Consider the following 23,199-nt stretch of genomic DNA (forward strand, 5'->3'; position numbering starts at 1 on the left):
CATCATGACCTTCGGCTCAGCGCAGTCAAACAGCCGCCGACATTCTCTCATCTTCCGGGCATTCCCGCTCTCCCCGAAGCCGTCTGCCTGACGCCGTAGTCACGAAGGCCGCTCTGGCCTTCTGACGCCCGTCCCGTCGGTGAGCTCCCAGCCGCTGTGATCGCCGAGGGTGACCGTTTGACGGCCGGGTTCGGCGTGGAAGCCATAGCTGGTCCAGTCGGGGCGGCCCGCGTCGATCCAGAGGTGGTGCGCGGTCTCGACGACGTCCCACAGCCGTTGGGGACCGCCCTGTTCGACGGCGCACTCACCGGCCGGATCGGGCTCGTAGACCTCGGCCCACGAGCCGTCCGGCGCGAGTAGGCCGCGTAGCCTGCGCCCGTCGTCTCGGACCGCGTGGTAGACCCGAGCCCCGGGGAGATGGAGCTGCGCCAGGAACGCGAACGCACGGTCGTCCAGCGCGTCCGCCGCCAGCATGGTGTGCCCTGCGACGTAGTCCGCCGCCGAGTCCGGACGGGTCAACGGCTGGTGTCTGGACGGCATGAATCCCGCCCATCGCGACACGAACGTGCCCGTGGCCGTTCCCGGGCCGGTGACCTCCGCCAGAAGCATGGCGCCGCCGACGGATCCGGACACGTTGGTGAGGATCGCCCCGCCATGACTGGTCTGGTCGATCCAAGACTCAGGCACGTACGGCAGCGCGAACGTCGCTATGACGCGGTCATAGGGCGCGCGGCGCAGCCACCCGCTGCGACCATCGCCGACTTCAACGGTCGGACGCTGCCCCACCTCGGCCAGCCGCCACCGCGCGGTCTCGACGAGTTGCGCATCGATGTCGACCGATGTCACGTGCTGGTCGCCGAGCCGGACGGAGAGCAGCGCTGCGTTGTAGCCGGTGCCGGCGCCCAGCTCGAGCACGTCATCCCCGTCGCGCACGCCTAGGTCCTCGAGCATCCAGCCCATCAGCCCCGGAGCTGTCGCCGAGCTGGTGTGTCGTCCATATCCGCTCGCGGTGGCGAATGCCTCTTCCACCGGCTGTCCGTCGACCTGAGTGAGCAGTGTCGTGTCGGAGTAGGCGGCCCTCAGCCACGACTCGCGCTGGTCCGGGTCGTCACCGTTGACGAGTGTGTACTTCGTTCCGTTCGGGGTGAGCTCCGTTCGGGCGAAGTGCGGGACGAAGACATGCCTCGGCACGGCCGCGAAGACATCCCGCCACGCCTGGTCGGTGAGTGAACCACTCCTGACCAGTTCGTCAGCCAGCTGGACGGCCCGCGGGCGCCAGTCCTCCTCGGCGACAACGGCCGTCATGACGGGCCTCCTTGCAGGACGTCGGCCAGCGCCGAGGCGATCGGCAGGTCGCACGCGGCAGCTAGCCAACCCCACTCGCCGCCCTGGTTCGTCTCGAGGAACACCACCTCATCATCAGGTGTGACGATGAGGTCGCACGCACCATAGGCCAGTCCAAGCCTTCTGTGCAGCGTGATCAGGTTGGCCGTCACCTCTGCGGAAAGGTCGGCAACGTCATAGCGCAGGGAGTCGTAGTCGGCCCGCCAGTCCGTACGGCCGGCTGGTGTGTCGGAGTGGATGGCGACGGCGAACACGCGGTCCCTGACGACGATGGCGCGTACTTCGTATGCCTTGTCGATCCACTCCTGAAGCAGATGAGCCGTCAGCCCCAGGCCGCCTTCGTTCAGGGCTGCGAGGTCGTCCACCACCGTGGTGTACAGCACGCGGACCTGTCCCTCCTCCGGGACCCACATGCCGCCGAGCGGCTTGTACACGACCGGCCGGCCCAGTCGTTTCGCCCAGCGGACGGCGTGATCTTCGTCGCTGGTGACGACCGACCTCGGCACCCGCAGCCCGCTCGCGGCGGCTGCAGCCAGCTGAACCGGCTTGTACTCACAGGCCATCGCGTGCGCCGGGTCGTTCACCCACGTGCACCCGGCACCCATCAGGACGCCACCGAGGCCGCGCCGCGCCTCGCCGTAGGCGAAGACCCGCTCCGGACCGGACATGCCATCGGCCAGCTCGAACTGTGTCGGCCGGCGGAAATACACCCCGGCGACATCCTCGAGATCGACCGAGACCGGCCGTCCCGCGCGGGTGGACCCGCTCAGACGTCCACGCCACAGCGCGGTGGCCTGGTCGAACTCCGCGGCCATGGCGACCCGCGTGGGGAAGTCGGCGGCGTCCATCTGAATGACGCGGACACCACGGCTGGCAAGCTCGGCCGCCACGCGTTCAGCGGTCCGATCTTCGTCGTGCGTCAGGATGAGTACAGAGCTGCGTTCACCGTCGGTCGGCGCGTTGATCACCGGTTGAGGTCAGTCCCGGTACATCTCTTCGGGGCTGCCGGGCTGGCCGTCGGGATGGCCTGACGTCTCGTTCGTCGGGCCTTCGTGCTGACCGGCCCGTGGCTGAGCCTGACGGGAGAATCTCAGCCCCCACGGGCGCATCTGCGACGGACGTTCTCCGCTGGCCATCAGGAGGTGCCCGCTCGGATCCAGGGGGAACACGTCACCCACGCGCGCCAGAACAGCGCGAGATTCCGCGTCCGGGGAATGCAAAGCCAGATCCAGGCCACCATCGGGCTCGATCACGGGCGTCGTCATGACCTACCTCCACAGCCCATCGCGTGACCTCAAGCGTGACCGATGGTCGAGCAGAGCGCAAGGGTCCCGGATCTCGGCGGGTCAACCCCCGGACGCCGCCGGCGACGGCTTCCAGCTCGTCGAGCATGCGCTTTCCGCCCGCGCTGGACGCCGCGCGACCCCTGCCGGCGGTACATGACACTCGCCACGACCTTGGATTACGGGCCGTGAATGTCGATGGAACGGCCCGTTCACCCGTACAGTGTGAGGGTGCCGCTTCAGCATGCCGTTCTCGCCCTGCTGGCCGACGGACCCAGCTACGGGTATGAGCTCAAGGCGAACTTCGAGAAGGCCGTCGGACCCCAGTGGGGTGGGCTGAACATCGGCCACGTGTACCAGATCCTCGACCGTCTGCACCGCGACGGCATGGTCAGCTCGCACACGGTGCCGCAGGACTCCCGCCCCGACCGCACCGTGTACCTCATCACGTCGGCGGGCCGCAGCGACCTCGACGAGTGGCTGGCCACGCCCACCACGCGCACGTCGGGCTATCGCGACGACTTCATCCTCAAGGTGCTCGCCGCGGGCCGCCGCGGCCCCGACGACATCCGCGAGGTCTGCCGTATCCAGCACGACGCCCGGCTGGCCGAGCTGCAGACGTTGCGCACCAGCCGGCGCACGCACCAGCACGACGCGCTCGCGGCGCTCACCATCGAGGCGGCGATCCTGCACACGCAGGCCGACATCAAGCTGATCGAGGCGGTCGAGTCGCGCGCCGGAGAGCCGCTGATGCCCGCCGCCCAGGCGCCCGGCGCCCAGGCGAAGGACGCCGACGACCAGCCCAGCAAGGCCCGGCACGCGTCCTGACCCCGGTCCACCCAAGATCACGGCGACGTAGTTCCATGTCCGACGCAGGACACCCGGTGTTCGCCCGCGCGCAACCGCGCCGCCACACTCGCGGCTCAGTCTGAGCCGGTCGCGACGGCTAGGTGCAGGGGGTGAGCGTGACGTGATGATCGATGGTGCCCAGACACCGGTCCGATCGCGGCAGGGCGCGCTACGGGCGCCAGCGCTGATGGCGGCCCTGGCGACAGCACTGGTCGCGGCGGCCTGCTCGGCGACGACGCAGAGCGACGAGCCGGCCGCGGGCGGCACGCTCCACTACCTCAGCAGCCAGCCGGAGTTCACCCACCTCGATCCGCAGCGCATGTACCTGCCCGAGGACATCGCGTTCGCCACGTCGTTCCTGCAGCGGACGCTGACGGCGTACTCGTACGACGCCGACCCGGCCGACGTCCAGCTGGTCGCCGACCTCGCCACCGACACCGGCAGCGCGAACGACGACGCGACCGAGTGGTCGTTCACGCTGCGCGACGGCGTGACGTTCGAGGACGGCTCGGCGATCACCTGCACGGACGTGAAGTTCGGCGTCTCGCGGGCGTTCGACCCGGAGTTCATCCTGACCAGCGGGATCTCGCGGGCGATCCGGCTGCTCGACGTCCCCGCCGGGCCTGACGGCAACCCCGTCTACACCGGGCCGTACACGACCGACCCCGGCGACGTCGCCGCGTTCGACCGCGCGGTGAGCTGCTCCGGCGACGACCGCACGGTCACGTTCCGGCTGGCCCGCCCGGCCGGCGACTTCGGCGACGCCGTCAGCACGCCGGCGTTCGGCCCGGTACCGGAGGGCACGCCGGCCGGCGTCGGCTACGACACCGCGCCGGTGTCGTCCGGCCCGTACCGGGTCGACCAGGACGCCGGCGAGCACCTGACGCTGGTCCGCAACGACGCCTGGGACCGCGACACCGACCCGCTGCGCCCGGCCTACCCGGACCGCGTCGAGGTGCAGCTGGACCTCGACCCGGACGAGCTCGACCAGCGGATGATCGCCGACTCGGGCGCGGACCGGACGGCGATCGCGGCCGCCGTCGACCCGGCGGCCGCCTCGGCGTTCCCGCGCGACGACGCACTCGACGACCGCACCGTCACCGGGCCCGGGCTGGGCGTGCGCTACCTGGCGATCAACACCGCCCGGGTCCCGCTGACCGGCCACCGCCGGGCGATCGCGGCCGCCGTCGACCGCGCCGCCCTGCACGAGGCGCTCGGCGGCGACGTCGGCGGGACGCCCGCTGACGGGCTGCTGCCGCACGGCCTGCGCTCCGAGGACGCGGCCGCGGCGTCCGGCTCGCCCGGCGCCGGCCCGCCGGCCGGTGACCCCGCACGGGCGCAGACGCTGCTGGCCGAGGCGGGCGCGCCGATGCCGCCGCTCAGCTTCGCCTTCCTCGACACCCCCGCGAACCAGGCCGCCGCCACCGTCCTGCAGCAGTCGCTGGGCACGGCCGGGATCACCCTGGACACCGTGCCGATGGGTCCGGCCGAGTACTACCCGGCGATCCAGGACCCGCAGAGCCCGCACGCGCTGATGCTCGGCAGCTGGGCGCCGACGTGGATGGACGGCGCCACCGTCGCCGACCTGCTCACGCCGGCCGGCGGCGCGGCCAACCTGTCCCGCTACGACGACGCCGCGTTCACCGCCGACGCCGACGCGGCGTCCGGCGAGCTGGACCCGGCGGCCCGGGCCGCGGCGTGGTCGGAGCTGGACGCGCGTGCCGTCGCCGACGCCGTCGTCGTGCCGCTGCGGTTCGACCAGCAGCTGCGGCTCGTGGGATCGCAGGTGCGCGACGCACACGCGTGGGCGCCGTACGGGTCGGTCGCGTTCGGGGCGGTGTGGGTAGAGCCCGAAGACTGACCGCGAGTACTGGCGTCGGGGCCACCTGGCATGCTGTGCGGGTGCGTGTCGTACTTGCCGAGGATTCCCTGTTGCTGCGCGAAGGCCTGGTTCGTCTGCTGGGCGAGGCCGGCGCCGACGTCGTCGACGCCGTCGGCGACGGCGACACGCTGGTGCGGTCGGTGCAGGAGCACCGCCCCGACGTCGCGATCGTCGACGTCCGCATGCCACCGACGTTCACCGACGAGGGACTGCGGGCCGCGCTGGCGGCGCGGTCGGCGGTGCCCGGGACCGGCGTGCTGGTGCTGTCGCAGTACGTCGAGGAGTCCTACGCCGGCGACCTGCTGGCCGACGGCGCGGGCGGGGTCGGCTACCTGCTGAAGGACCGGGTGTCGGCGCTGGCCGACCTCTCCGATGCCCTCGATCGGGTGGCGTCGGGCGGGACGGTGCTCGACCCGGAGGTCGTGGCGCAGCTGTTCGCCCGGCGGCGGCGCGACCCGTTGCAGACGCTGACGGCGCGCGAGCGCGAGGTGCTGGCGCTGATGGCGGAGGGCCGGACGAACGTCGCGATCGCCCGGCTGCTGGTGGTCACCCAGGGCGCGGTCGAGAAGCACATCTCGTCGATCCTCACCAAGCTCGACCTCCCCCCGTCCGACGACGACCACCGGCGGGTGCTGGCGGTGCTGGCGTGGCTGCGCGCCGAACACTGAGGCATCGCGAGAGCGCAATACGTTCGTGACAGGATCTGTGTCACTCTGTTCTGATGTCGTTTCTCCTGCGTGTGGTCGTACCGGACCGTCCCGGTTCGCTCGGCGCCGTCGCGTCCGCGGTCGGTGCCGCCGGCGGTGACATCGTCGGCGTCGACGTCGTCGAGCACCGCGCCGACGGTTTCGTCGTCGACGACTTCCTGGTCGACCTGCCGGGAGGCCGGCTGCCCGACTCGCTGGTGACGGCGTGCCGCACGGTCGAGGACGTCACGGTCGAGTTCATCGGGCACTACTCGCCAGGCGCCAGCCTGCACCGCGACCTCGAGGCCGTCGAGGCGATGACCGACGAGCCCGACCGCGCCGAGGAGATCCTGGTCGATCTCGTGCCCGGCATCTTCCGGTCCGGCTGGGGGCTGCTGCTGCCGGCGTCCGGGTCGACGTTGAAGGTGCAGCGGGCCAGCGGCGGCGCCCCCGAGGACGACGGTTACGAGGCGCCCTGGCTGCCGCTGACCGAGGCCACCCGCATCGCCGTCGGCCCCGACGCCCCCGAGCCCTGGCAGGACGTCGTCGCGGTCGGCGTCCCGGTCGACGACACCGGCCAGGCCATCATCTTCGGCCGCGACGGCGGGCCGCGCATCCTCGACTCCGAACTGGCCCGGCTCGCTCACCTGGTGGCGCTGGCCCAGGCCATCCGGCGCGCCGCCCCGGCCGCCGAGGCGGACGAGGCCGCCACCGGCTGACGTCGTCGCCGGCCGGTCGGTGCGATCAGCGCGACAGCGCCGCCTCCAGCAGCTCGGTGAGCAGGTCGGCCGCCGCCCTCGTGTCGTACCGCGGGTCGTGCAGCCGTTCGGACACGATCGCGTCGATCCCGCCGCCGACGATGATCGCCAGCGTCCGCGCGTCCACTTCTCCACCGGCGCGAGCCTCGGCGGCCGCCTCGATCAGCTGGGCCAACGGCCCCCACCGCGCCTCCGGGGCGTGGTCGGCGCCGCCGTGGACCAGCGCCTCGACGATCATCCGGGTGTGCCGCGGATGCTCGTGCAGGTGCCCGATCATCGAGCGAACGTAGGCGCCCGGCCCGCCCGCCGCGTCAGCCGCCTCGACCGCCTCGCCGACCTCGGTGGTGAGCGCCACCAGCACGTGCTCGTACGCGGCCTCGACCAGCGCGTCCTTCGTCGGGAAGTGGTACAGCACGGCCGCCTTCGTGATGCCGGCGGCCTCGGCGATGCGCGCCAGCGACGTCCCCCCGTAGCCCTTCTCGGCGACCAGCTCGATCGTGATCTCGATCAGCTGCCCCCTGCGCGCCTGCTCGGTCAGCGTCAGCCGGCGCTCGTCGCCGCCGGAACCCCTTCGCGTTGCCACGGATGCCATCCTACCGTACGGTAGAAATACTTACCGATCGGTTAGGAGTCCGCATGGCCATCACTTCCGGGGCCAACCGCGACCGCCCCGACGCCCACGCCCACGCCCAGACCACCACGGCCCTCGCACCCGACGAGGTCAGTGCTCCTGCCGAGGGCGGCGAGCCGGCCGAGGCCGACGAGTCCGGCGACCGGAAGCCGCGGCGTCGGCGGCGCTGGCGGCGCGTCCGCATCGCCCTGGTCATCGTCGGCGGCGTCGTCGTGGCCGCGGCGTTCGCGCTCCGTTCGCCCTCGCCGGTCGGCCACTGGGACAGTGCCGAGGGCCAGGACCGGTTCCTGGCCGCCTACGACGCGGCGTTCGCCGACCTGCCGGAGCCGGCCGAGACGATCGACGTCCGGACCGAGTTCGGGATCGTGCGGGTGTACCGGTTCGCCGGCACCGGCGCCGCGACCGCCCGGCCGCCGCTGGTGTTGCTGCCCGGCCGCGCGTCGGCCTCACCGGTGTGGGCGGACAACCTGCCCTCGCTGCTGCGGATCGGCGACGTCTACACGATCGACCTGCTCGGCGAACCGGGCATGAGCGTCCAGGAACGCCCGATCACCAGCGACGCCGACCAGGCGGCCTGGCTGCACCAGACCCTCGACGCGCTGCCGGAGGAGTCGTTCCACCTCGTCGGGCTGTCCATCGGCGGCTGGACGGCGGCGAACCTCGTGCTGCACGAGCCCGCCCACGTCGCCAGCCTCACGCTGATCGACCCGGTCTACGTCTTCGCCGGCATGCCGTTCGAGACGATCGTCCGGTCGCTGCCGGCGTCGGTGTCGTGGCTGCCGAGGTCGTGGCGCGACAGCTTCAACTCCTACACCGCCGGCGGCGCGCCGGTCGAGGACGAGCCTGTCGCGGACATGATCGAGGCCGGCATGCAGCACTACCGCCTGAAGCTCCCCCAACCGACCCGGATCAGCGAGGAGCGGCTCGCCACCATCGAGCTGCCGGTGCTCGCGATCATCGCCGGCCGCTCCGTCATGCACGACTCGCAGGCCGCCGCCGAGACCGCCGAACGCGCGCTGCCCGACGCCATGGTCAGGGTGTATCCGGACGCCTCGCACGCGGTCAACGGCGAGCACCCCGACGAGATCGCCGCCGACATCGCCGCGCTCGTCGCCACAGTCGAGTAACGACACCTCGTGGTTGAGGGATGCGGGTTGCCCTGGCTACCCGGATCCCCCAACCATCCGCGGCCGGCTCAGCGCATCAGCCGACGCTGGCGAGGGCGAACGGCAGGACCTGGCCCGCGCCCGCCAGGCGCACCTCCCGTCCGGCGACGGTGAGGGTCCAGCGGGAGTCGGCGAGGTCGTCGACCAGGAGCACGACCGGATCGGGGCCGAGCGCCGCCAGTCCTTCGGCCGCCGCGGGGCCCACCCGCCAGCCGCCCCAGACCGAGGCCAGCCGGAAGGCGCTGTTGCCGCCCGGCTCGGCGCCCTCGGCCGGACCGGCGCCGGTCGCCTCGAGTTCGCCGAGGTCGGCCAGCCGGCCCCGCGCCGCGAGGTAGCGACCGACGGAACCGATGAGCTGGGGATGCCGCCGCGACGGCACGCTGATGACGGCGTCGGGGCGGCGGTCCCAGCGCCACTCGCGCAGCACGTCGATGCACGCCTCCAGCAGCGACTCGGGCGCGGGCGCGTCGTCGGCGTCGAGCAGGGACCGCAGCCGCTGACCCCAGCCGAGGTCGGTGAGCCGGGCGACCACACGGCCGGGCTCGAGGCGTTCGTCGGGGCCGATCTTGCCCTTGACGTCGACGCCGAGCCGGCCCATGCCGGACGGCCACTGCACGCGTGGTTCGAGCAGCACCCCGGCCCGGGCCAGCGTGGTGCGCGCCGCCGCCCGGGCACCGGCCGGGACCTCGTCGGTGAACCAGGGCCCGGTGCAGACGTCGCAGCGGCCGCACGCCGCCGCGCTCGGGTCGTCGAGGGCCGCCTGCAGGAACGCCATGCGGCATTGCTCGCCGCGCTGGTAGGCCAGCATCGACCGGGCCTCGGCATCGCGGGCGGCGGCGACCCGCTCGTACCGTTCCGCGTCGTAGACCCACTCCTGCCCGGTGGCCTGCCAGCCGCCACGGACCCGCTGCACCGCGCCGTCGACGTCGAGCACCTTGAGCAGCAGCTCGAGCCGCGTCCGCCGGACGTCGACCACGGTCTCGAGCGCCGCCGTAGACATCGCGTCGCCGGCCGCGGACAGGGTGCTGATGACCGCCGACGCCTGCTCCTGCCGCGGCATCGACACGGTGGCGAAGTACTGCCAGATGGCCTGGTCTTCGGCGGCCGGGAGCAGCAGCACGTCGGCCCGCTCGGTTGCCCGGCCCGCACGGCCGACCTGCTGGTAGTACGCGACCGGCGAGGACGGCGCGCCGAGGTGCACGACGAAGCCGAGGTCGGGTTTGTCGAACCCCATGCCCAGCGCGCTGGTGGCGACCAGGGCCTTGACCTCGTTGTGCAGCAGCGCCCGCTCGGCCTCGACGCGGTCGGCGGGGTCGGTGCGGCCCGTGTAGGCGATGACGTGGTGGCCGGCCTCGCGCAGCAGCGCCGCGGTGTCCTCGGCCGCCGCCACCGTGAGCGCGTAGACGATTCCGCTGCCGGGCAGCTCGCCGAGGTGCGCGGACAGCCAGGCCAGCCGGTGCTCGGCGTCGTCGAGGGACAGCACGCCCAGCCGCAGGCTCTCGCGCGCCAGCGAACCGCGGATGGTGGTGACCTCGGCTCCCCCGGCGCCCAGCTGCTCGGCGACGTCGGCCACGACGCGGGCGTTCGCCGTCGCCGTCGTCGCCAGCACCGGGGTGCCGGCCGGGAGGGTGCCGAGGAGGTCGCGGATGCGCCGGTAGTCGGGCCGGAAGTCGTGGCCCCAGTCGGAGATGCAGTGCGCCTCGTCGACCACGATGAGCCCGGCGCTGGCCGCCAGCGTGGGCAGCTGCTCGTCGCGGAACCGCGGGTTGTTCAGCCGCTCGGGACTGACCAGCAGGACGTCGACGGCGTCGTCGGCGAGCTGTTTGGCGACCTCGCCCCACTCGTCGGCGTTGGCGGAGTTGATGGTGACGGCCCGCACCCCGGCCCGGCCGGCGGCCGCGACCTGGTCGCGCATCAGCGCCAGCAGCGGCGACACGATGACGGTTGGCCCCGCGCCGCGCGCCCGCTGCAGACCCGTCGCGACGAAGTAGACCGCCGACTTGCCCCAGCCGGTCCGCTGCACGACCAGCACACGACGCCGGTGTTCCACCAGGTCACGTACCGCGTCCCACTGGCCGTCACGGAACTCGGCCGTGTCGTTGCCGACCAGCCGCCGCAAGAGCGCTTCTGCTTCGTCCTTCAGTTCCACCATGTCCGCGACGCTAGCCCCCGGCGCCGACAGCCCGCCACCGCGCTCGGCTCGATTGTGGACAACTCCCCGAACTCGCCGGCCCTGTGGACCGACGAACCGTCCCGCCCGACAAAGTTGATCTTGGAGTTGTTCGGCCATCTATCGGACGAATCGGACCGGATAGGCCGAACAACTCCAAGATCAACTTCGAGTGGAGTGACGTGGTCACCCGAGCCGCTGGGCCAGCTCCGGCGCCGACGGCGTCTTGAGGTGCACTTCGACCCGCCCGGACCGGTCCGGATGGAACCGTCCGGGGTCGTAGCCGAACACGACGCGCCCGAGCTCGGCGCGGACGTCGATGCCCGCCGGCCGCCCGTCGCTCAGCGGCACGTCGATGTGCTTGCCGCGATGCGGGCCGCGGCTGATCCACACGACGAGACGGCCGGCCGTCAGCACGATCGCGCCAGCCGTGCCCTCGATCTCGTTCCCCAGGTTCATCCGGTGATCGCGGTAGTCGCGGTACCGGACCGATCCGGCCAGCCCTTCCTCGGCGAACACGATGCCCTCGGCGGCGAGCTCGCCCCGCAGTGCGTCGGAGATCCGCCCGGACCCGAGGAGCAGCCGCTTCACCGGATTCACGGGTGCGAGGCTAGCGGTCACCGCGGAACCGAAGCCACCACGCGGGAATGAATACTGGCGATACACGACTCCTCGCCCGGCCACAGACGACAGCACCCAGCGAGACGGCCCGCCGCCCCCACACGGGGACGACGGGCCGCCTCCTATCGGCACAGAACCAAAGGATCAGCCGACGCCCGACTGCGTCGCCGCTCGGACGATCGTTCCCTTCTGCCGCGTGGTGATCACGCCGCGCTCGACGTAGTAGTCGGCCACCTCACCGACGTGGCGGACGAAGTCGCCGCTGCTCGACCAGGAGTCCGGGTCGTCGTCGATGAGCTGGTTGATCGAGCAGCTCGCCCCGGCCACCCGGTTGGGCACGCCGGAGTCGACCTCGCCGATCACGACGGTGCTGGCCCCGACGTCACGCGCCGTACAGGTCGGCCCGCCGGTGTAGTCGATCCGCTGGATGGTCGAGATGCCGGTCGTCCCGAACGTGTGGCCCCACTGGATGACGTAGAGCGCGCCGTCCGGACCGAACTCGATCTCGTGCGGCCGCGTCCACGGGTTGAAGACCCCGTGGAACAGCGGGCTGATCTCCTGCACCTGCTGGTCCTCGTCGAGGATGAAGTTGTACATGTTGTTGCTGGTGCGGCCCCACTCGCCGAAGAACGCCTGGCCGTCGTACGACTCCGGCCACTTGCGGCTCCCGGACAGCACCGGCGTCTCGTCGGGCACGTACCGGTACACCGGCCCGACCGTCGGCGCTCCACCGGTGCCGATGTCCGGCTGGTTGGCGCCGCCACTGGCGAACGGCAGCCGTCCGTAGAACACCTCCGGGTCCACCACCGGGGGCAGAGCCGTCATGCCGGTGTTGTTCGGCGACTCGTTGATCGGGTTGGCGCAGTCGAACGTCCCGGCGGCCGGTCCGCTCGGGTAGGCCCAGTCGCGGTAGGCGGCGCCACCGTGGCAGTACGGCCAGCCATAGTTGCTCGGGGTGATGACGTTCCACTCGACCCGCCCCTCAGGACCGCGGTCGGCGTTGGGGCCGCCGGCGTCGGGCCCGTAGTCGATCGCGTACAGCTGCCCCGTCTCGGGGTCGGCCTGGATCCGGTACGGGTTGCGGAAGCCCATGGCGTAGATCTCCGCCCGGGCACCCAGCGTCCGCGGCGGGAAGAGGTTCCCCGCCGGGATCGTGTAGCCGCCCGACGCCGTGGGTGTGATCTTGAGGATCTTGCCGCGCAGGTCGTTGGTGTTGGCCGACGATCTCTGCGCGTCGAACGGCTGCCGGCCCGGCCGCTCGTCGATCGGGGTGTAGCCCTGCGACTCGAACGGGTTGGTGTCGTCGCCGGTGGAGATGTAGAGGTTGCCGTCCTTGTCGAACTCGAGCGAGCCGGCCTCGTGGCAGCACTGCTCGCGCTGCACGGTGACGTCGAGCATGACCTTCTCCTCGGTCAGCCCTTCGGCGCCCAGCGTGAACCGCGACAGCCGGTTGACGCCGCAGCTCCCGCCGGTGATATCGCTCAGCGGACAGGCCACCGGGCCCGGCACGGAGCGGAACAGGTACAGCCAGTTGTTGGTGTCGAACGACGGATCCAGCGCCAGCCCCAGCAGCCCGTCCTCCTGGGCGTTGCCCGTGGCGATGCCGGTGTAGACGTCGAGGGTGTCGACGACGGTGGTCGCCTGGGTTGCGGGGTCGATCACCTTGAGGTTCGCCGGGGTCGTGGCCAGCCGCCGCTCCCCCATCTCGATGAAGAAGACCCGGCCGTCGCCGGCGACGTCGAGCTCACTCGGGAAGCGGGTGTCGGCGTCGATCGTCGTCTTCTCGAAGTGCTCCCAGTCCGTGCCGCCGCAGTCGCCGCCGGCCGCGCCGGCCGCCCACTCGATGCCGCCCAGGATGTGCTGCAGGAAGGCCGGCTCGGTGTAGGACTGGTTCGTGTGGCCGAGCGCGGTGTACCAGGACCGGCCGCCCTCGAACGCGTGACACCAGGCCATCGGGTGGTCGGTGCCCATGGTGCCGCCGCCGGGGCTGTACGACTTCTCGTCGATGGTGAGCAGCACGTGCACGTTGCCGCGCGGGTTGGCGGTGAAGTTGTACCACTCGTCGTGACGATTCCAGACCGTCTCCAGATGCGCGGTCGACGGGTGCGACTTGTCGGCGACGACGAGCTTCGCGTCCTGGTTCGCCGGGTGATTGCGGAAGTACGCGCCGACCAGCTGGCCGTACCAGGGCCGGTTGTGCATGGTGTCGCTGGCGGCGTGGATGCCGGCGAAGCCGCCGCCGTTGCGGATGTAGCCCTGGAAGGCCGCGAACTCGGTGTCGTTCAGCAGCGGCGGGTTGGCCGGGTTGTTGGTGCCGTCGACCGGCGACAGGAAGACCACGGCGTCGTACTGGGCCAGGTTCGCCGCCGACGTGAAGGGGGTGCTCGGGAGCGTCCGGTCCGCCTGGGCCGGGTCCCAGACGTCGACGTCGAAGCCGTTCTCCTGGCCGAGCTGGATGATCGCCGTGGTGCCTGGCACGATGCTGCCGTGCCGGAAGCCGAGGGTCCGGCCCACCACCAGGATCGAGTAGTCCTCGTCCTCCTGCTGGGGCTCGATCTCTTGGGCCACGGAGGGGATCGCCGCGACGAGCGGGAGCGCGAGGGCTCCGGCCGCGAGCAGCGCGATGGCGCGGGTGCGCGTGGTGCGCGGGCGCCAGGTGACGTGTTTCACCGCAGTCTCCTTGTCGGTGATCGGAGGAACACGCGCTCCTGGCCCCGGGGCGTCGGCCCCGGGGTCTCTCGGCCCTTGTGGAGTTGTCGGGTGGCTGACTGATCTTACGGCCGAACCGGGCCGATGGATTGGTTCGGACGGAGCGGACTTTCCTCGCGGAGGTGAAACCGCACCTCAAACCGGCTATACGACGCATACAGGAGACCCACTTGACCACCCTCCGGGACGGATCGATCATGGAGGGACAACTGAACACTGGAGTCCCGCTCGGGGCACCGGCACGTCATGTGGTTCCCGAGCGGTCGTATGACGGCTGTGCGGAACCTCGTAGAAGCGAGAGGACCCCCCATGAGTCGTCAGCACGGACGGAGACACCTCAGCCGGCTACGAGCTAGCCGGTACCTCGCCAAGTTGCGGCTGCAGGCTTACGCCGCGGTCGCGGGCCGATTCTCGGCTCGGGCGTGAGGCGTCCTCTGTCTCCAGTTCCACGGAGCAGCTCGCACGACGCCCACGGGCGGCGGGCGAACGTCCATGGACACGAAGGGTCTGGCATTCGCCGGGCCCTTCGCGCGTCCGCGGCCCGCGACTACTCCTGCGCCTCGCCGGCGTCGTCGCCCTCGTCGCCGGCGCCGACCTGGGCGACCTCCGCGGCCGCATCAGGCCCCGACTCGAGCAGCACCCGGAAGCCCGCTTCGTCGAGCACCGGCACCTTCAGCTCCAGCGCCTTGTCGTGCTTGGACCCGGCGTTCTCGCCCGCGACCACGAACGACGTCTTCTTCGACACCGAGCCGGACGCCTTGCCGCCGCGCGCCAGGATGGCCTCCTTGGCGTCGTCGCGGGAGAACTCCTGCAGCGACCCGGTGACGACGACGGTGAGGCCCTCGAGCGTGCGCGGGGTCGACTCGTCGCGCTCGTCGACCATGCGGACGCCGGCCGCCGCCCACTTGTCGACGATCGCCACGTGCCAGTCGACGGCGAACCACTCGGTGACCGACGCGGCGATGGTGGGGCCGACGCCGTCGGTGCCGGCCAGGTCCTCTTCGCTCGCCGCCCTGATGGCCTCCATGGACAGCAGCGCCCCCGCGAGCGCCCGCGCCGCCGTCGGGCCGACATGGCGGATGGACAGCGAGACGAGGACCCGCCACAGCGGCTGCTGCTTGGCCTTCTCGAGGTTGTCGAGCAGCCGGCGGCCGTTGACCGTCAGCTCGCCGTCGGCGTTGGTGAACAGCGGCACCCGCCGCAGCTTCTCGGCGTCGAGCGCGAACACGTCGCCCTCGTCGACGACGACGCCGGACTCGATCAGCGCGATGCCGGCCTCCCAACCCATCGCCTCGATGTCGAACCCGCTGCGCCCGGCCAGGTAGAACAGCCGCTCGCGCAGCTGCGACGGGCAGGACCGGCTGTTCGGGCAGCGGATGTCGACGTCGCCCTCCTTGGCCGGGGCCAGCGTCGTGCCGCAGGCCGGGCACTCGGTGGGCATGACGAACTCGACCTCGGTGCCGTCGCGCAGCTCGGCGACCGGGCCGAGGATCTCGGGGATGACGTCGCCGGCCTTGCGCAGCACGACGGTGTCGCCGATGAGCACGCCCTTGCGCTTGACCTCGGACGCGTTGTGCAGCGTGGCGTTCTCGACCGTCGAGCCGGCCACCTTCACGGGTTCCATGACGCCGTAGGGCGTGACCCTGCCGGTACGCCCGACGTTGACCTCGATGCGCAGGAGCTTGGTGGTGACCTCTTCGGGCGGGTACTTGAACGCGATGGCCCAGCGCGGCGCGCGCGACGTGGAGCCGAGCTGGCGCTGGAGGTCGACCTGGTCGACCTTGACCACGACGCCGTCGATCTCGAACCCGATGTCGTGGCGGTGCTGCCCGTAGTGGTCGATGTACTTCTGCACCTCTTCGAGGTCGGGCACCACCTTCGGCCGGTCGCTGGCCGGCAGTCCCCAGGCCCGCAGTGCCTCGTACGCCTCGGACTGGAACCTGATGTCGAAGCCGTCGCGCCGGCCGATGCCGTGGCAGACCAGGATCATCCGGTTGAGGTTGCGCCGGGCCCTTTCGTGCTCCTCGAGCACCTTCTCGTACGCGACCTGCGACCGGCCCTCGTTGCCCGCGGCGTCGGCCTTCGCCTTCGCGGCGTCGAGCTTCTCGCGACGGCGGTCCATGCGCTGACGGAGCACGCCGGCGCCGGAGTTGCGCGCGTTGGCGAACAGCGGCAGCCCGAGGTCGGCCCGCTCGGCGTTGACCGCCTCGAACTCGGCCGTCGGGAAGACCGCCTCGCCGCGGATCTCGACCACGGACGGGACGGGGTACTCGTCGGTGCCGGTCAGCTCGGCCGGGATGGCGTCGACGAAGGCCGCGTTGTACGTGATGTCCTCGCCGGTGCGGCCGTCGCCCCGGGTGGCCAGCGTGACCAGCTTGCCGTCGCGATACGTGAGGTCGACCGCCAGCCCGTCGACCTTCGGCTCGCACAGGTAGCGCGCGCCGGTGCCGACCTCGCGCTCGACCCGGGCGGCCCACTCGGCGATGTCGTCGGCGGAGAACGCGTTGTCGAGGCTGAGCATGCGCTCGAGGTGCTCGACCGGCGGCCAGGACGCCTCGACGCCCGCGCCCGGCTCGGCCACCGGCGCGCCCACCCGCTGCGTCGGCGAGTCGGGGGTGCGCAGCGACGTGTACTGCTCCTCGATGCCCTCGAGCTCGCGCATCAGCTGGTCGAACTCGGCGTCGCTGACGGTGGGCGTGGCGAAGTAGTAGCGCTGGCGGTGGTCCTCGATCTCCTGCGAGAGCGTGGCGTGGCGTTCGCGAACGTCACCCGGGACGTCGTTGATGTCGGCTGGCTCGGTCACAGCACAGACGGTAGCGCCCACCACCGACGATGTGCCGGAACCTGCCCCGCGCCTTACCTTGACGCGAATGAGCGCTCCTGGCTACGTTGACCGCGGCCGACGGGGCAGGACCCGCTTGAGTCGGCCGTCCTACGAGGTCTGTGAGGAATGGGTCATGACGTCGTCGCGTCGGATGTTTCTCGGTGGAGCGGCCGGTGTGGCCGCGCTCGGACTCACGGGAGCGGGGGTGGCGTCACCGCAACGGGCGTTCGCCCTCGGTCCCCTCGTGATGGAGAGCAAGATGCTCTTCGGGGACGCGCAGGCCGGGCCCGCAGCCGTCCCCAAGCCGAGCGGCAACGGCAACTACCACTCGTGCCGGATCCCGTCGATCTTCGCGGTCCCGGGTTCGAGCGTCGTCATGGCCGTTGTGGAGGGCCGACCGGATGAGGTCAGTGATGCCTCCGGGAACTTCAACCTGCTGATGCGCCGGTCGACGGATGCCGGGCTGACCTGGAGCGCCGCCACTTCGCTCGCCGCGGCGACCCTCTACAGCTGGGCGAACCCGACCATGGTCCACGACCGGACCACGGGCCGGCTGTACTGCTTCATGCTGCGTCGGCAGCCCGGAGACCTTCACGACAAGGATCCCAAGGTCTACCTCGCGACATCGGACGACAACGGCGCGACGTGGACCGACCCGGTCGTGCGCAACGATCTGAACCGGCGACTCCCCAGCGGCGGCACGACCAACGACTTCATCGGGCCCGGCAACGGGATCCAGCGCTCCGGCGGAGCCCTCGTGGTCCCGGCGAAAGGCCGCCTGATCATCAAGGAGCTGGGCGGCGACTGGGCCAATCATGATGTCCCCGACGGGCTGTATGAGGTCGAGAACGGGAACCGGCTGCCGTACGGCGAAGGGACTGTCGCGGAGCGCTCGGACGGGCAGCTGATCCTGAACTACCGCGCCCTGAACGCGGAACTCAACAATGGCTTCCCCGCCGCCCGCCGCATCGCCATCGGGAATCCGGGCAGCTGGCGGCTGTTCGGCGACGAGCACTGGCGCACCCAGATCATCGACCCTGGCTCGCACGCCGCGCTGATCTCCCACTCGATCAACGGCAACCCGTTCCTGGTCCACCTCAACTCCAACAGCCCGGAGCGGGACGATCGCTACGCGATGACGCTGCGCGCAAGTGCCGACGACGGCGAGACGTGGAGCACATACCAGCGACCGCTGAGCCATGCCCCGCTGGCGAACGAAGGAGATCTGGCCGGCGATCTGCGCGAGGGCGGCTACTCGGCGTTGGCCTCTACCGGTAGCGGCATCATTCTTGCGCTGGTCGAGGCGCGCAGGTTGCAGTACGACAACCCGTCACTTTATGACGTGAACCACAACTCACCGTGTGCCGTGGCGCTCCGCCGGTTCGACCCGAACTGGATCGTTCCCGCCTGACCCGAGCGCGACAACCGCCATCACGCACAGGCGGTACTGCGAGGCACCGACGAGGGCCGCAGGGGCGAGTCGGTGGCGCGCGACGGCGACCTTGACACGTTGTGACCGGTGTCATACGGTATGCGCACCCTTGAAACGATTCACGATTGCGAAGGTCCTTTGGACGGCGCGACAGCGAAGTCGAGCCCGCTCCTCGAAGTCGTCGGCCTGACCGTCGACTTTCCGGGGGTGCGGGCACTGGACGGTGTCCACCTCGACGTTCGCCCCGGCGAGGTGCACGCGATCGTCGGCGAGAACGGCGCAGGGAAGTCGACCCTACTCAAGGTCCTCGGGGGCGTGAACACCCCCAGCGCCGGGTCGTTGACCCTCGGCGGCGAGCCGTTCCGCCCGCATCGGCCGCACGACGCCATCGCCGCCGGCATCGCCGTCATCTACCAGGAGTTCAACCTCTTCCCCGACCTCTCGGTCGCCGAGAACGTCTACGTCGGCCGCGAGCCGCACGGCCGGCTGACCCGTGGCCTCGACTACGCCCGGATGCGCCGCGGGTGCCGCGAGATCTTCGACGTGCTCGGCGTGCGGATCGACCCCGACGCGCGGGTCCGCGACCTCGCGGTGTCCGAACAACAGCTGGTCGAGATCGCCAAGGCGCTGTCGGTGGGCGGCCGGGTCATCGTGATGGACGAGCCGACGGCCGCGCTGGCGCGCACCGAGGTCCGCCGGCTGCTCGACGTCGTCCGGCGGCTGCGCCAGGAGGGCAAGGCGGTCATCTACGTGAGCCACCACCTCGAGGAGGTCTTCGAGGTCGCCGACCGCGCCACGGTCCTGCGCGACGGCCGGCACGTCGCCACCGAGGTGATCACGGAGACGACGGAGGACGACCTGGTCCGGCTCATGGTGGGCCGCGACGTCGAGTCCGTCTTCCACCGCGAGAGCACCGACGAGGGCGCGGTCGTGCTGGCCCTGGACGGCGTGTCGGCCGGCCGGCACCTTCGCGACGTCGATCTCGAGGTGCGGGCCGGCGAGGTGCTCGGCATCGGCGGCGTGGCCGGCGCCGGTCAGACCGAGCTCACCCAGGCCGTGTTCGGAGCCATCGGGCTCAAGAGCGGCGGCATGCGGCTCGACGGCCACGACCACGCGCCGTCCAGCCCGCGCGACGCCATCGCCGCGGGCGTGGGCTTCCTGCACGAGGACCGTAAGGCGGCGGGGATCCTGCCCGACCTCTCCGTGCTGCAGAACCTGGGCATGTCCGTGCTGCGACGGCTGCGGACGGGGCCATTGCGGCTGCTGTCGCCGGCGGCGGAGCGCGGTGTCTACCGCGAGTACAGCGACCGGCTGCGCATCAAGGCCAGCGGCGCGGACCAGCTCATCAGCCAGCTCTCCGGCGGCAACCAGCAGAAGGTCCTCCTGGGCCGGGCGCTGGCCCCGGGTGGACGACTGCTCGTGCTCAACGAGCCGACCCGCGGCGTCGACATCGGCGCCAAGGCGGAGATCCACCAGCTCGTCAACGAGCTCACGGCCGCCGGTGTAGCGGTGCTGCTGGTCAGCAGCGACCTGCTCGAGCTGCTGGGCATGAGCGACCGCATCGTGGTCCTCGCGGGTGGCCGCGTCGTCGGCCGCCTCGAAGGTGCGGACCGCACCGAGGAGAATGTCATCGCCTGCGCGACGATGGGCCGCAAGATCGCGGTCGACGCATGAGCGGCCAGTCCCCCGGGCCGGCGCCGGCCGAGGCGCGCGGGACGCGTCGCGCCCCGGCCGACCGCGTGCGCCAGGCTCTGGTCGCCGCCCCGCTCGCCGTGCCGCTGCTGCTGGTGTGCCTCGTCCTGACGCTGGCCACCGACCGGTTCCTGACCACCGGCAACCTCGAGAACGTCCTCGTCGCGGCGAGCATCGTGGCGCTGCCCGGCCTGGCCATGACCCTGTGCATCGCCATGGGCGAGTTCGACCTGTCGGTCGGCTCCACCGTCGCGCTGACGGGGGCTGTCACCTGCACCTGGCTGGTCGACGGCCGGCCCACGCTCGTCGCCGTGGTGGCGGGCCTCGTCGTCGGCGCGGCCGTCGGCCTGGCCAACGGGCTGGTGATCACCAAACTCGGCGTCACGCCGTTCATCGCCACCCTGGCAACACTGGTCATCGTCCGCGGGCTGTCCCTCGTATACACCGACGGCCGGGACGTCATCGTCAACGACGAAGCGCTGAAGTACCTCGTGGCCGGCCGGCCGCTCGGCGTGCCCATGCCGATCGTCCTCGCGGTGCTCGCGGCCGTGCTCGCGTGGTGGACGGTCAACCGCACGCGGTTCGGCCGCTGGGTCTGCGCCATCGGCAGCAACCGCGAGGCGGCCGTCATCTCGGGCCTTCCGGTCGACCGCATCCGCATCGCCGTCTACGTACTCGTCGGCCTGGCCGGCGGCGTCTGGGGCGTGCTGATCTCCAGCCAGCTGCAGAAGGGGTCGGGGCAGCTCGGAGCGGGCTTCGAGCTCGACGCCATCACGGTCGTGGTGATCGGCGGGACCAGCCTGCTGGGCGGCAGCGCCTCGGTCATCGGCACCCTGCTCGGGGCGATCCTGATCGAGACCATCCGTAACGGCTTGAACCTGCTGAACACGCCGGCCGCCTACCAGCGCATCAGCGTCGGGCTGTTGCTGGTCGCGGCGCTCGCCGTGCAGGCCATCCGGCGGAAGGCGCCGACGGAGGCCCTCGATGACGTCTGACACCGTGCTGCGCCCCTCGGGCGCGGACCAGGGCGGACCTCGCCGAAGCAGGCCGCGGCCGACGCTCGGACGGCTCTGGGAGACCTGGGGCATCACGGTCGTGCTGATCGCGCTGCTGGCGCTCTCGCCGCTCATCGCGCCCGACTTCCTGACGCAGGCGAACCTGCAGTCGGTGCTGCGCGAGAGCGCCTACCTGGGCATCGTGGCGGCCGGCATGACCTTCGCCATCATGAACGGGACGTTCGACCTCTCGGTGGGCGGCCAGCTCGCCCTCGTCAGCGTCGCGACCCTGGCCGGCTTCTCCGCCGGCGGAACGCTGCTGGCCGTGGCGGCCGCGGTGGCCACCGGCGTGGGGTGCGGGCTGGTGAACGGGGCGCTGGTCACGGCGCTGCGGGTGCCGCCGTTCGTGGCCACGCTGGGCATGCTGTTCGTCTTCCGCGGCATCGCGTACATCTTCACCCAGGACGGGCCGAAGACGCTGCCCTACGACCAGGCCGACTCGTCGTTCGTGAAGATCGGCAGCCTGAACCTGGCGGGCATCCCGGTACCGTTCGTCATCATGCTGGCCGTCTACGCGGCGGCCTGGGTGGTGCTCCGGCGGACGACGACCGGCCGCCAGGTCGTGGCGTTCGGCTCGTCACCCGAGGCGGCGAGGTTCTGCGGTGTCTCGGCGACCCGCGTCCGCCTGTTCGTCTTCACCCTGGTGGGCCTGTGTGTCGGCATCGCCGCACTCACCTACGTCACCCGGGTCTGGACTGCGGACGGTTCGGCGCAGGACGGCTTCGAGCTGAGCGTCATCACCGTCGTCGTCCTGGGCGGCACCAGCCTCAAGGGTGGCAAGGGCACGCTGATCGGGACGTTCTCGGCCGTGCTCCTGGTCGCCGTGCTCAACGACATCCTGGTCAGCCAGGGCGTCGGCGCCTCCTACCAGCGCATCGTCCTCGGGACCGTCCTCATCACGGCTCTGGCGATCGACGGGCTCCGGACCCGGTTCGCGGCCCCTGGATCCTTCCGCCGCGCCGTCCTGCGCCGCTCCACGGAGGTGAGGTCGTCCTCTTGATCGTTCTGCCGGGCGGGCACGTCCCGGGCCACATCCGCAGCACAGGTCCGTCATCACGTCGACCCCGAACAGGCGGCCGCCGGCCCCGGAAAGGCACCACAGTGAACCGCACACGACTCTCCGCCGTCGCACTGGCGGCCATGATCGCCCTGACCACCGCCTGCTCGGAGTCCGAGGAGCCGGCCACCAGCGGGGCCGACGACGGCGAAGCGCTGACCGTCGGGTTCTCCGTCTACGACATGCAGTTCGAGTTCTTCCAGGAGATGGAGCGAGGCACCCGGGAGGCCGCCGAGGAGAAGGGGTGGGAGTTCGTCCTGCACGACCAGCGCAGCGACGAGAACGAGATGGTGACGGGTGCGCAGGCGCTCCTGGACCAGAACATCGACGTGCTCATCATCAGCCCGGTCAACCCCGAGGCGCTCGGGCCGATCGTCAACAAGGCCCAGGAGATGGGCATCCCGGTCGTCGTCGACGACATCGGCGGTGGCGGCACGCCCTACGACGCGATCGTCATCTCCGACAACGAGGACGGCGGCGTCCAGGCGGCCGAGTACATGGCGGCGCAGATCGAGGCGAACGGCGTCACGAGCCGGAAGGTCGTCTCCATCACCTGTGAGCCGTCGGCGTTCTACGCGGCCCGCCGCAACGAGGGTTTCCGGACCGCGATCGAGGCGGCCGGCTACGAGGTCGTCACCGAGCTGTCCGGCAACTCCAGGGCCGAGGACGCCTACGACATCATGAACGACGCCCTCGCCCGGGACCCCGACGTCGCCGGAGTCTTCGCCTGCAACGACCCCATGGCCGTCGCCGCCGGCAACGCGATCATCGACGCGGGGATGGACCCGGTGAACGACATCGTCACGGTCGGGCTCAACGGCGACCCCGAGGCGCTGACGGCGATCGAGTCCGGCGGCCTCTCCGCCACCGTGGCACAGGACCCGGCCGGCATGGGCGCGCTGACGGTCGACCTCGCCGAGCAGCTCGCGAACGGCGAGACGCCCGACTTCGACAACGAGGCCGAGCGGGAGGTCTACCAGGAGGTCACCCTGGTGACGTCGGAGAACCTCGCGGACTTCACGAACTGAACGGGAGGTCCG

At 71.3% G+C, this 23,199-nt stretch carries 18 protein-coding genes; 10 read left to right on the top strand and 8 right to left on the bottom strand.

Features of this window, described 5'->3' with window-relative positions; translation table 11 throughout:
* Positions 1 to 99: 99 nt before the first annotated feature.
* Genes BLV05_RS30735 through BLV05_RS30745 form a run of 3 tightly spaced genes read right to left on the bottom strand, consistent with a single transcriptional unit; the run spans position 100 to position 2,609 of the window.
* Positions 100 to 1,305, bottom strand: coding sequence for a methyltransferase domain-containing protein (locus BLV05_RS30735; protein ID WP_052762461.1), 1,206 nt, complete (start codon positions 1,303 to 1,305; stop codon positions 100 to 102).
* The gene (locus BLV05_RS30740; RefSeq protein ID WP_197683418.1) at positions 1,302 to 2,312 is read right to left on the bottom strand and encodes an MvdC/MvdD family ATP grasp protein; all 1,011 of its coding nucleotides are present in this window, start codon (positions 2,310 to 2,312) and stop codon (positions 1,302 to 1,304) included. The genes BLV05_RS30735 and BLV05_RS30740 overlap by 4 nt, the downstream gene beginning before the upstream one ends.
* A gap of 9 nt (positions 2,313 to 2,321) precedes the next feature.
* On the bottom strand, positions 2,322 to 2,609 hold the full coding sequence (locus BLV05_RS30745) for a hypothetical protein (protein WP_046768811.1): 288 nt from the start codon (positions 2,607 to 2,609) through the stop codon (positions 2,322 to 2,324).
* Between the two features lie 249 nt (positions 2,610 to 2,858).
* Here BLV05_RS30745 and BLV05_RS30750 point away from each other — a divergent pair, with 249 nt between their 5' ends.
* From BLV05_RS30750 to BLV05_RS30765, 4 genes are all read left to right on the top strand, one after another.
* A complete protein-coding gene (locus tag BLV05_RS30750) occupies positions 2,859 to 3,455 on the top strand; it encodes a PadR family transcriptional regulator (RefSeq protein ID WP_046768810.1) in 597 nt (198 codons plus the stop codon).
* Positions 3,456 to 3,600: 145 nt separating this feature from the next.
* Positions 3,601 to 5,337 (top strand): ABC transporter substrate-binding protein, encoded by a 1,737-nt coding sequence (locus BLV05_RS30755; protein WP_082155228.1) that lies wholly within the window; start codon positions 3,601 to 3,603, stop codon positions 5,335 to 5,337.
* 41 nt (positions 5,338 to 5,378) lie between these two features.
* Positions 5,379 to 6,026 (top strand): response regulator transcription factor, encoded by a 648-nt coding sequence (locus BLV05_RS30760; protein WP_046768881.1) that lies wholly within the window; start codon positions 5,379 to 5,381, stop codon positions 6,024 to 6,026.
* A 53-nt stretch (positions 6,027 to 6,079) separates the two neighbouring features.
* Entirely contained in the window at positions 6,080 to 6,763 is a 684-nt protein-coding gene (locus BLV05_RS30765; protein WP_046768809.1) for an ACT domain-containing protein, read from the top strand.
* Positions 6,764 to 6,788: 25 nt separating this feature from the next.
* Here the strand turns inward: BLV05_RS30765 and BLV05_RS30770 are convergent, their stop codons facing one another.
* A complete protein-coding gene (locus BLV05_RS30770) occupies positions 6,789 to 7,394 on the bottom strand; it encodes a TetR/AcrR family transcriptional regulator (RefSeq protein ID WP_046768808.1) in 606 nt (201 codons plus the stop codon).
* A gap of 44 nt (positions 7,395 to 7,438) precedes the next feature.
* Here BLV05_RS30770 and BLV05_RS30775 point away from each other — a divergent pair, with 44 nt between their 5' ends.
* Positions 7,439 to 8,560, top strand: coding sequence for an alpha/beta fold hydrolase (locus tag BLV05_RS30775; protein WP_082155227.1), 1,122 nt, complete (start codon positions 7,439 to 7,441; stop codon positions 8,558 to 8,560).
* Positions 8,561 to 8,636: 76 nt separating this feature from the next.
* On the opposite strand, the gene BLV05_RS30780 is transcribed toward BLV05_RS30775, so the two are convergent.
* The 4 genes from BLV05_RS30780 to ligA form a co-directional block, all read right to left on the bottom strand.
* Entirely contained in the window at positions 8,637 to 10,751 is a 2,115-nt protein-coding gene (locus tag BLV05_RS30780; RefSeq protein WP_046768807.1) for a RecQ family ATP-dependent DNA helicase, read from the bottom strand.
* 204 nt (positions 10,752 to 10,955) lie between these two features.
* Complete coding sequence (locus BLV05_RS30785) at positions 10,956 to 11,369, bottom strand: hypothetical protein (RefSeq protein WP_046768806.1); 414 nt, start codon at positions 11,367 to 11,369, stop codon at positions 10,956 to 10,958.
* Positions 11,370 to 11,534: 165 nt separating this feature from the next.
* Entirely contained in the window at positions 11,535 to 14,060 is a 2,526-nt protein-coding gene (locus BLV05_RS30790) for a ThuA domain-containing protein (protein ID WP_052762457.1), read from the bottom strand.
* Positions 14,061 to 14,646: 586 nt separating this feature from the next.
* Positions 14,647 to 16,902, bottom strand: a complete 2,256-nt coding sequence (gene ligA, locus BLV05_RS30795) for an NAD-dependent DNA ligase LigA (protein WP_046768805.1) — start codon at positions 16,900 to 16,902, stop codon at positions 14,647 to 14,649.
* A gap of 154 nt (positions 16,903 to 17,056) precedes the next feature.
* Between ligA and BLV05_RS30800 the strand changes: the two genes are divergently transcribed.
* The 5 genes from BLV05_RS30800 (at position 17,057) to BLV05_RS30820 (ending at position 23,187) form a co-directional block, all read left to right on the top strand.
* Positions 17,057 to 18,334 carry a sialidase family protein gene (locus tag BLV05_RS30800; protein ID WP_160312741.1) on the top strand — a complete coding sequence of 426 codons (1,278 nt, stop codon included), beginning with the start codon at positions 17,057 to 17,059 and terminating at the stop codon, positions 18,332 to 18,334.
* Between the two features lie 159 nt (positions 18,335 to 18,493).
* Complete coding sequence (locus BLV05_RS30805) at positions 18,494 to 20,029, top strand: sugar ABC transporter ATP-binding protein (RefSeq protein ID WP_052762455.1); 1,536 nt, start codon at positions 18,494 to 18,496, stop codon at positions 20,027 to 20,029.
* On the top strand, positions 20,026 to 21,042 hold the full coding sequence (locus BLV05_RS30810; RefSeq protein ID WP_052762454.1) for an ABC transporter permease: 1,017 nt from the start codon (positions 20,026 to 20,028) through the stop codon (positions 21,040 to 21,042). The genes BLV05_RS30805 and BLV05_RS30810 overlap by 4 nt, the downstream gene beginning before the upstream one ends.
* Positions 21,032 to 22,102: an ABC transporter permease gene (locus BLV05_RS30815; RefSeq protein WP_052762453.1), complete on the top strand. Its 1,071-nt coding sequence runs from the start codon at positions 21,032 to 21,034 to the stop codon at positions 22,100 to 22,102. Before BLV05_RS30810 ends, BLV05_RS30815 begins: the two co-directional genes overlap by 11 nt.
* 101 nt (positions 22,103 to 22,203) lie before the next feature.
* Positions 22,204 to 23,187, top strand: a complete 984-nt coding sequence (locus BLV05_RS30820) for a substrate-binding domain-containing protein (RefSeq protein ID WP_152690750.1) — start codon at positions 22,204 to 22,206, stop codon at positions 23,185 to 23,187.
* Positions 23,188 to 23,199 lie beyond the last annotated feature (12 nt).

It is taken from the genome of Jiangella alkaliphila, assembly GCF_900105925.1.
In the GTDB taxonomy this organism is placed as follows: domain Bacteria; phylum Actinomycetota; class Actinomycetes; order Jiangellales; family Jiangellaceae; genus Jiangella; species Jiangella alkaliphila.

What these genes read in the sequence shown, in the direction of transcription:
- BLV05_RS30765 (WP_046768809.1), top strand. Translation starts at nt 6,080, where the DNA reads ATGTCGTTTCTCCTGCGTGTGGTCGTACCGGACCGTCCCGGTTCGCTC.
- BLV05_RS30810 (WP_052762454.1), top strand. Translation starts at nt 20,026, where the DNA reads ATGAGCGGCCAGTCCCCCGGGCCGGCGCCGGCCGAGGCGCGCGGGACG.
- BLV05_RS30780 (WP_046768807.1), bottom strand. Translation starts at nt 10,751, where the DNA reads ATGGTGGAACTGAAGGACGAAGCAGAAGCGCTCTTGCGGCGGCTGGTC.
- BLV05_RS30735 (WP_052762461.1), bottom strand. Translation starts at nt 1,305, where the DNA reads ATGACGGCCGTTGTCGCCGAGGAGGACTGGCGCCCGCGGGCCGTCCAG.
- BLV05_RS30775 (WP_082155227.1), top strand. Translation starts at nt 7,439, where the DNA reads ATGGCCATCACTTCCGGGGCCAACCGCGACCGCCCCGACGCCCACGCC.
- BLV05_RS30800 (WP_160312741.1), top strand. Translation starts at nt 17,057, where the DNA reads ATGACGTCGTCGCGTCGGATGTTTCTCGGTGGAGCGGCCGGTGTGGCC.
- BLV05_RS30815 (WP_052762453.1), top strand. Translation starts at nt 21,032, where the DNA reads ATGACGTCTGACACCGTGCTGCGCCCCTCGGGCGCGGACCAGGGCGGA.
- BLV05_RS30770 (WP_046768808.1), bottom strand. Translation starts at nt 7,394, where the DNA reads ATGGCATCCGTGGCAACGCGAAGGGGTTCCGGCGGCGACGAGCGCCGG.
- BLV05_RS30755 (WP_082155228.1), top strand. Translation starts at nt 3,601, where the DNA reads ATGATCGATGGTGCCCAGACACCGGTCCGATCGCGGCAGGGCGCGCTA.
- BLV05_RS30745 (WP_046768811.1), bottom strand. Translation starts at nt 2,609, where the DNA reads ATGACGACGCCCGTGATCGAGCCCGATGGTGGCCTGGATCTGGCTTTG.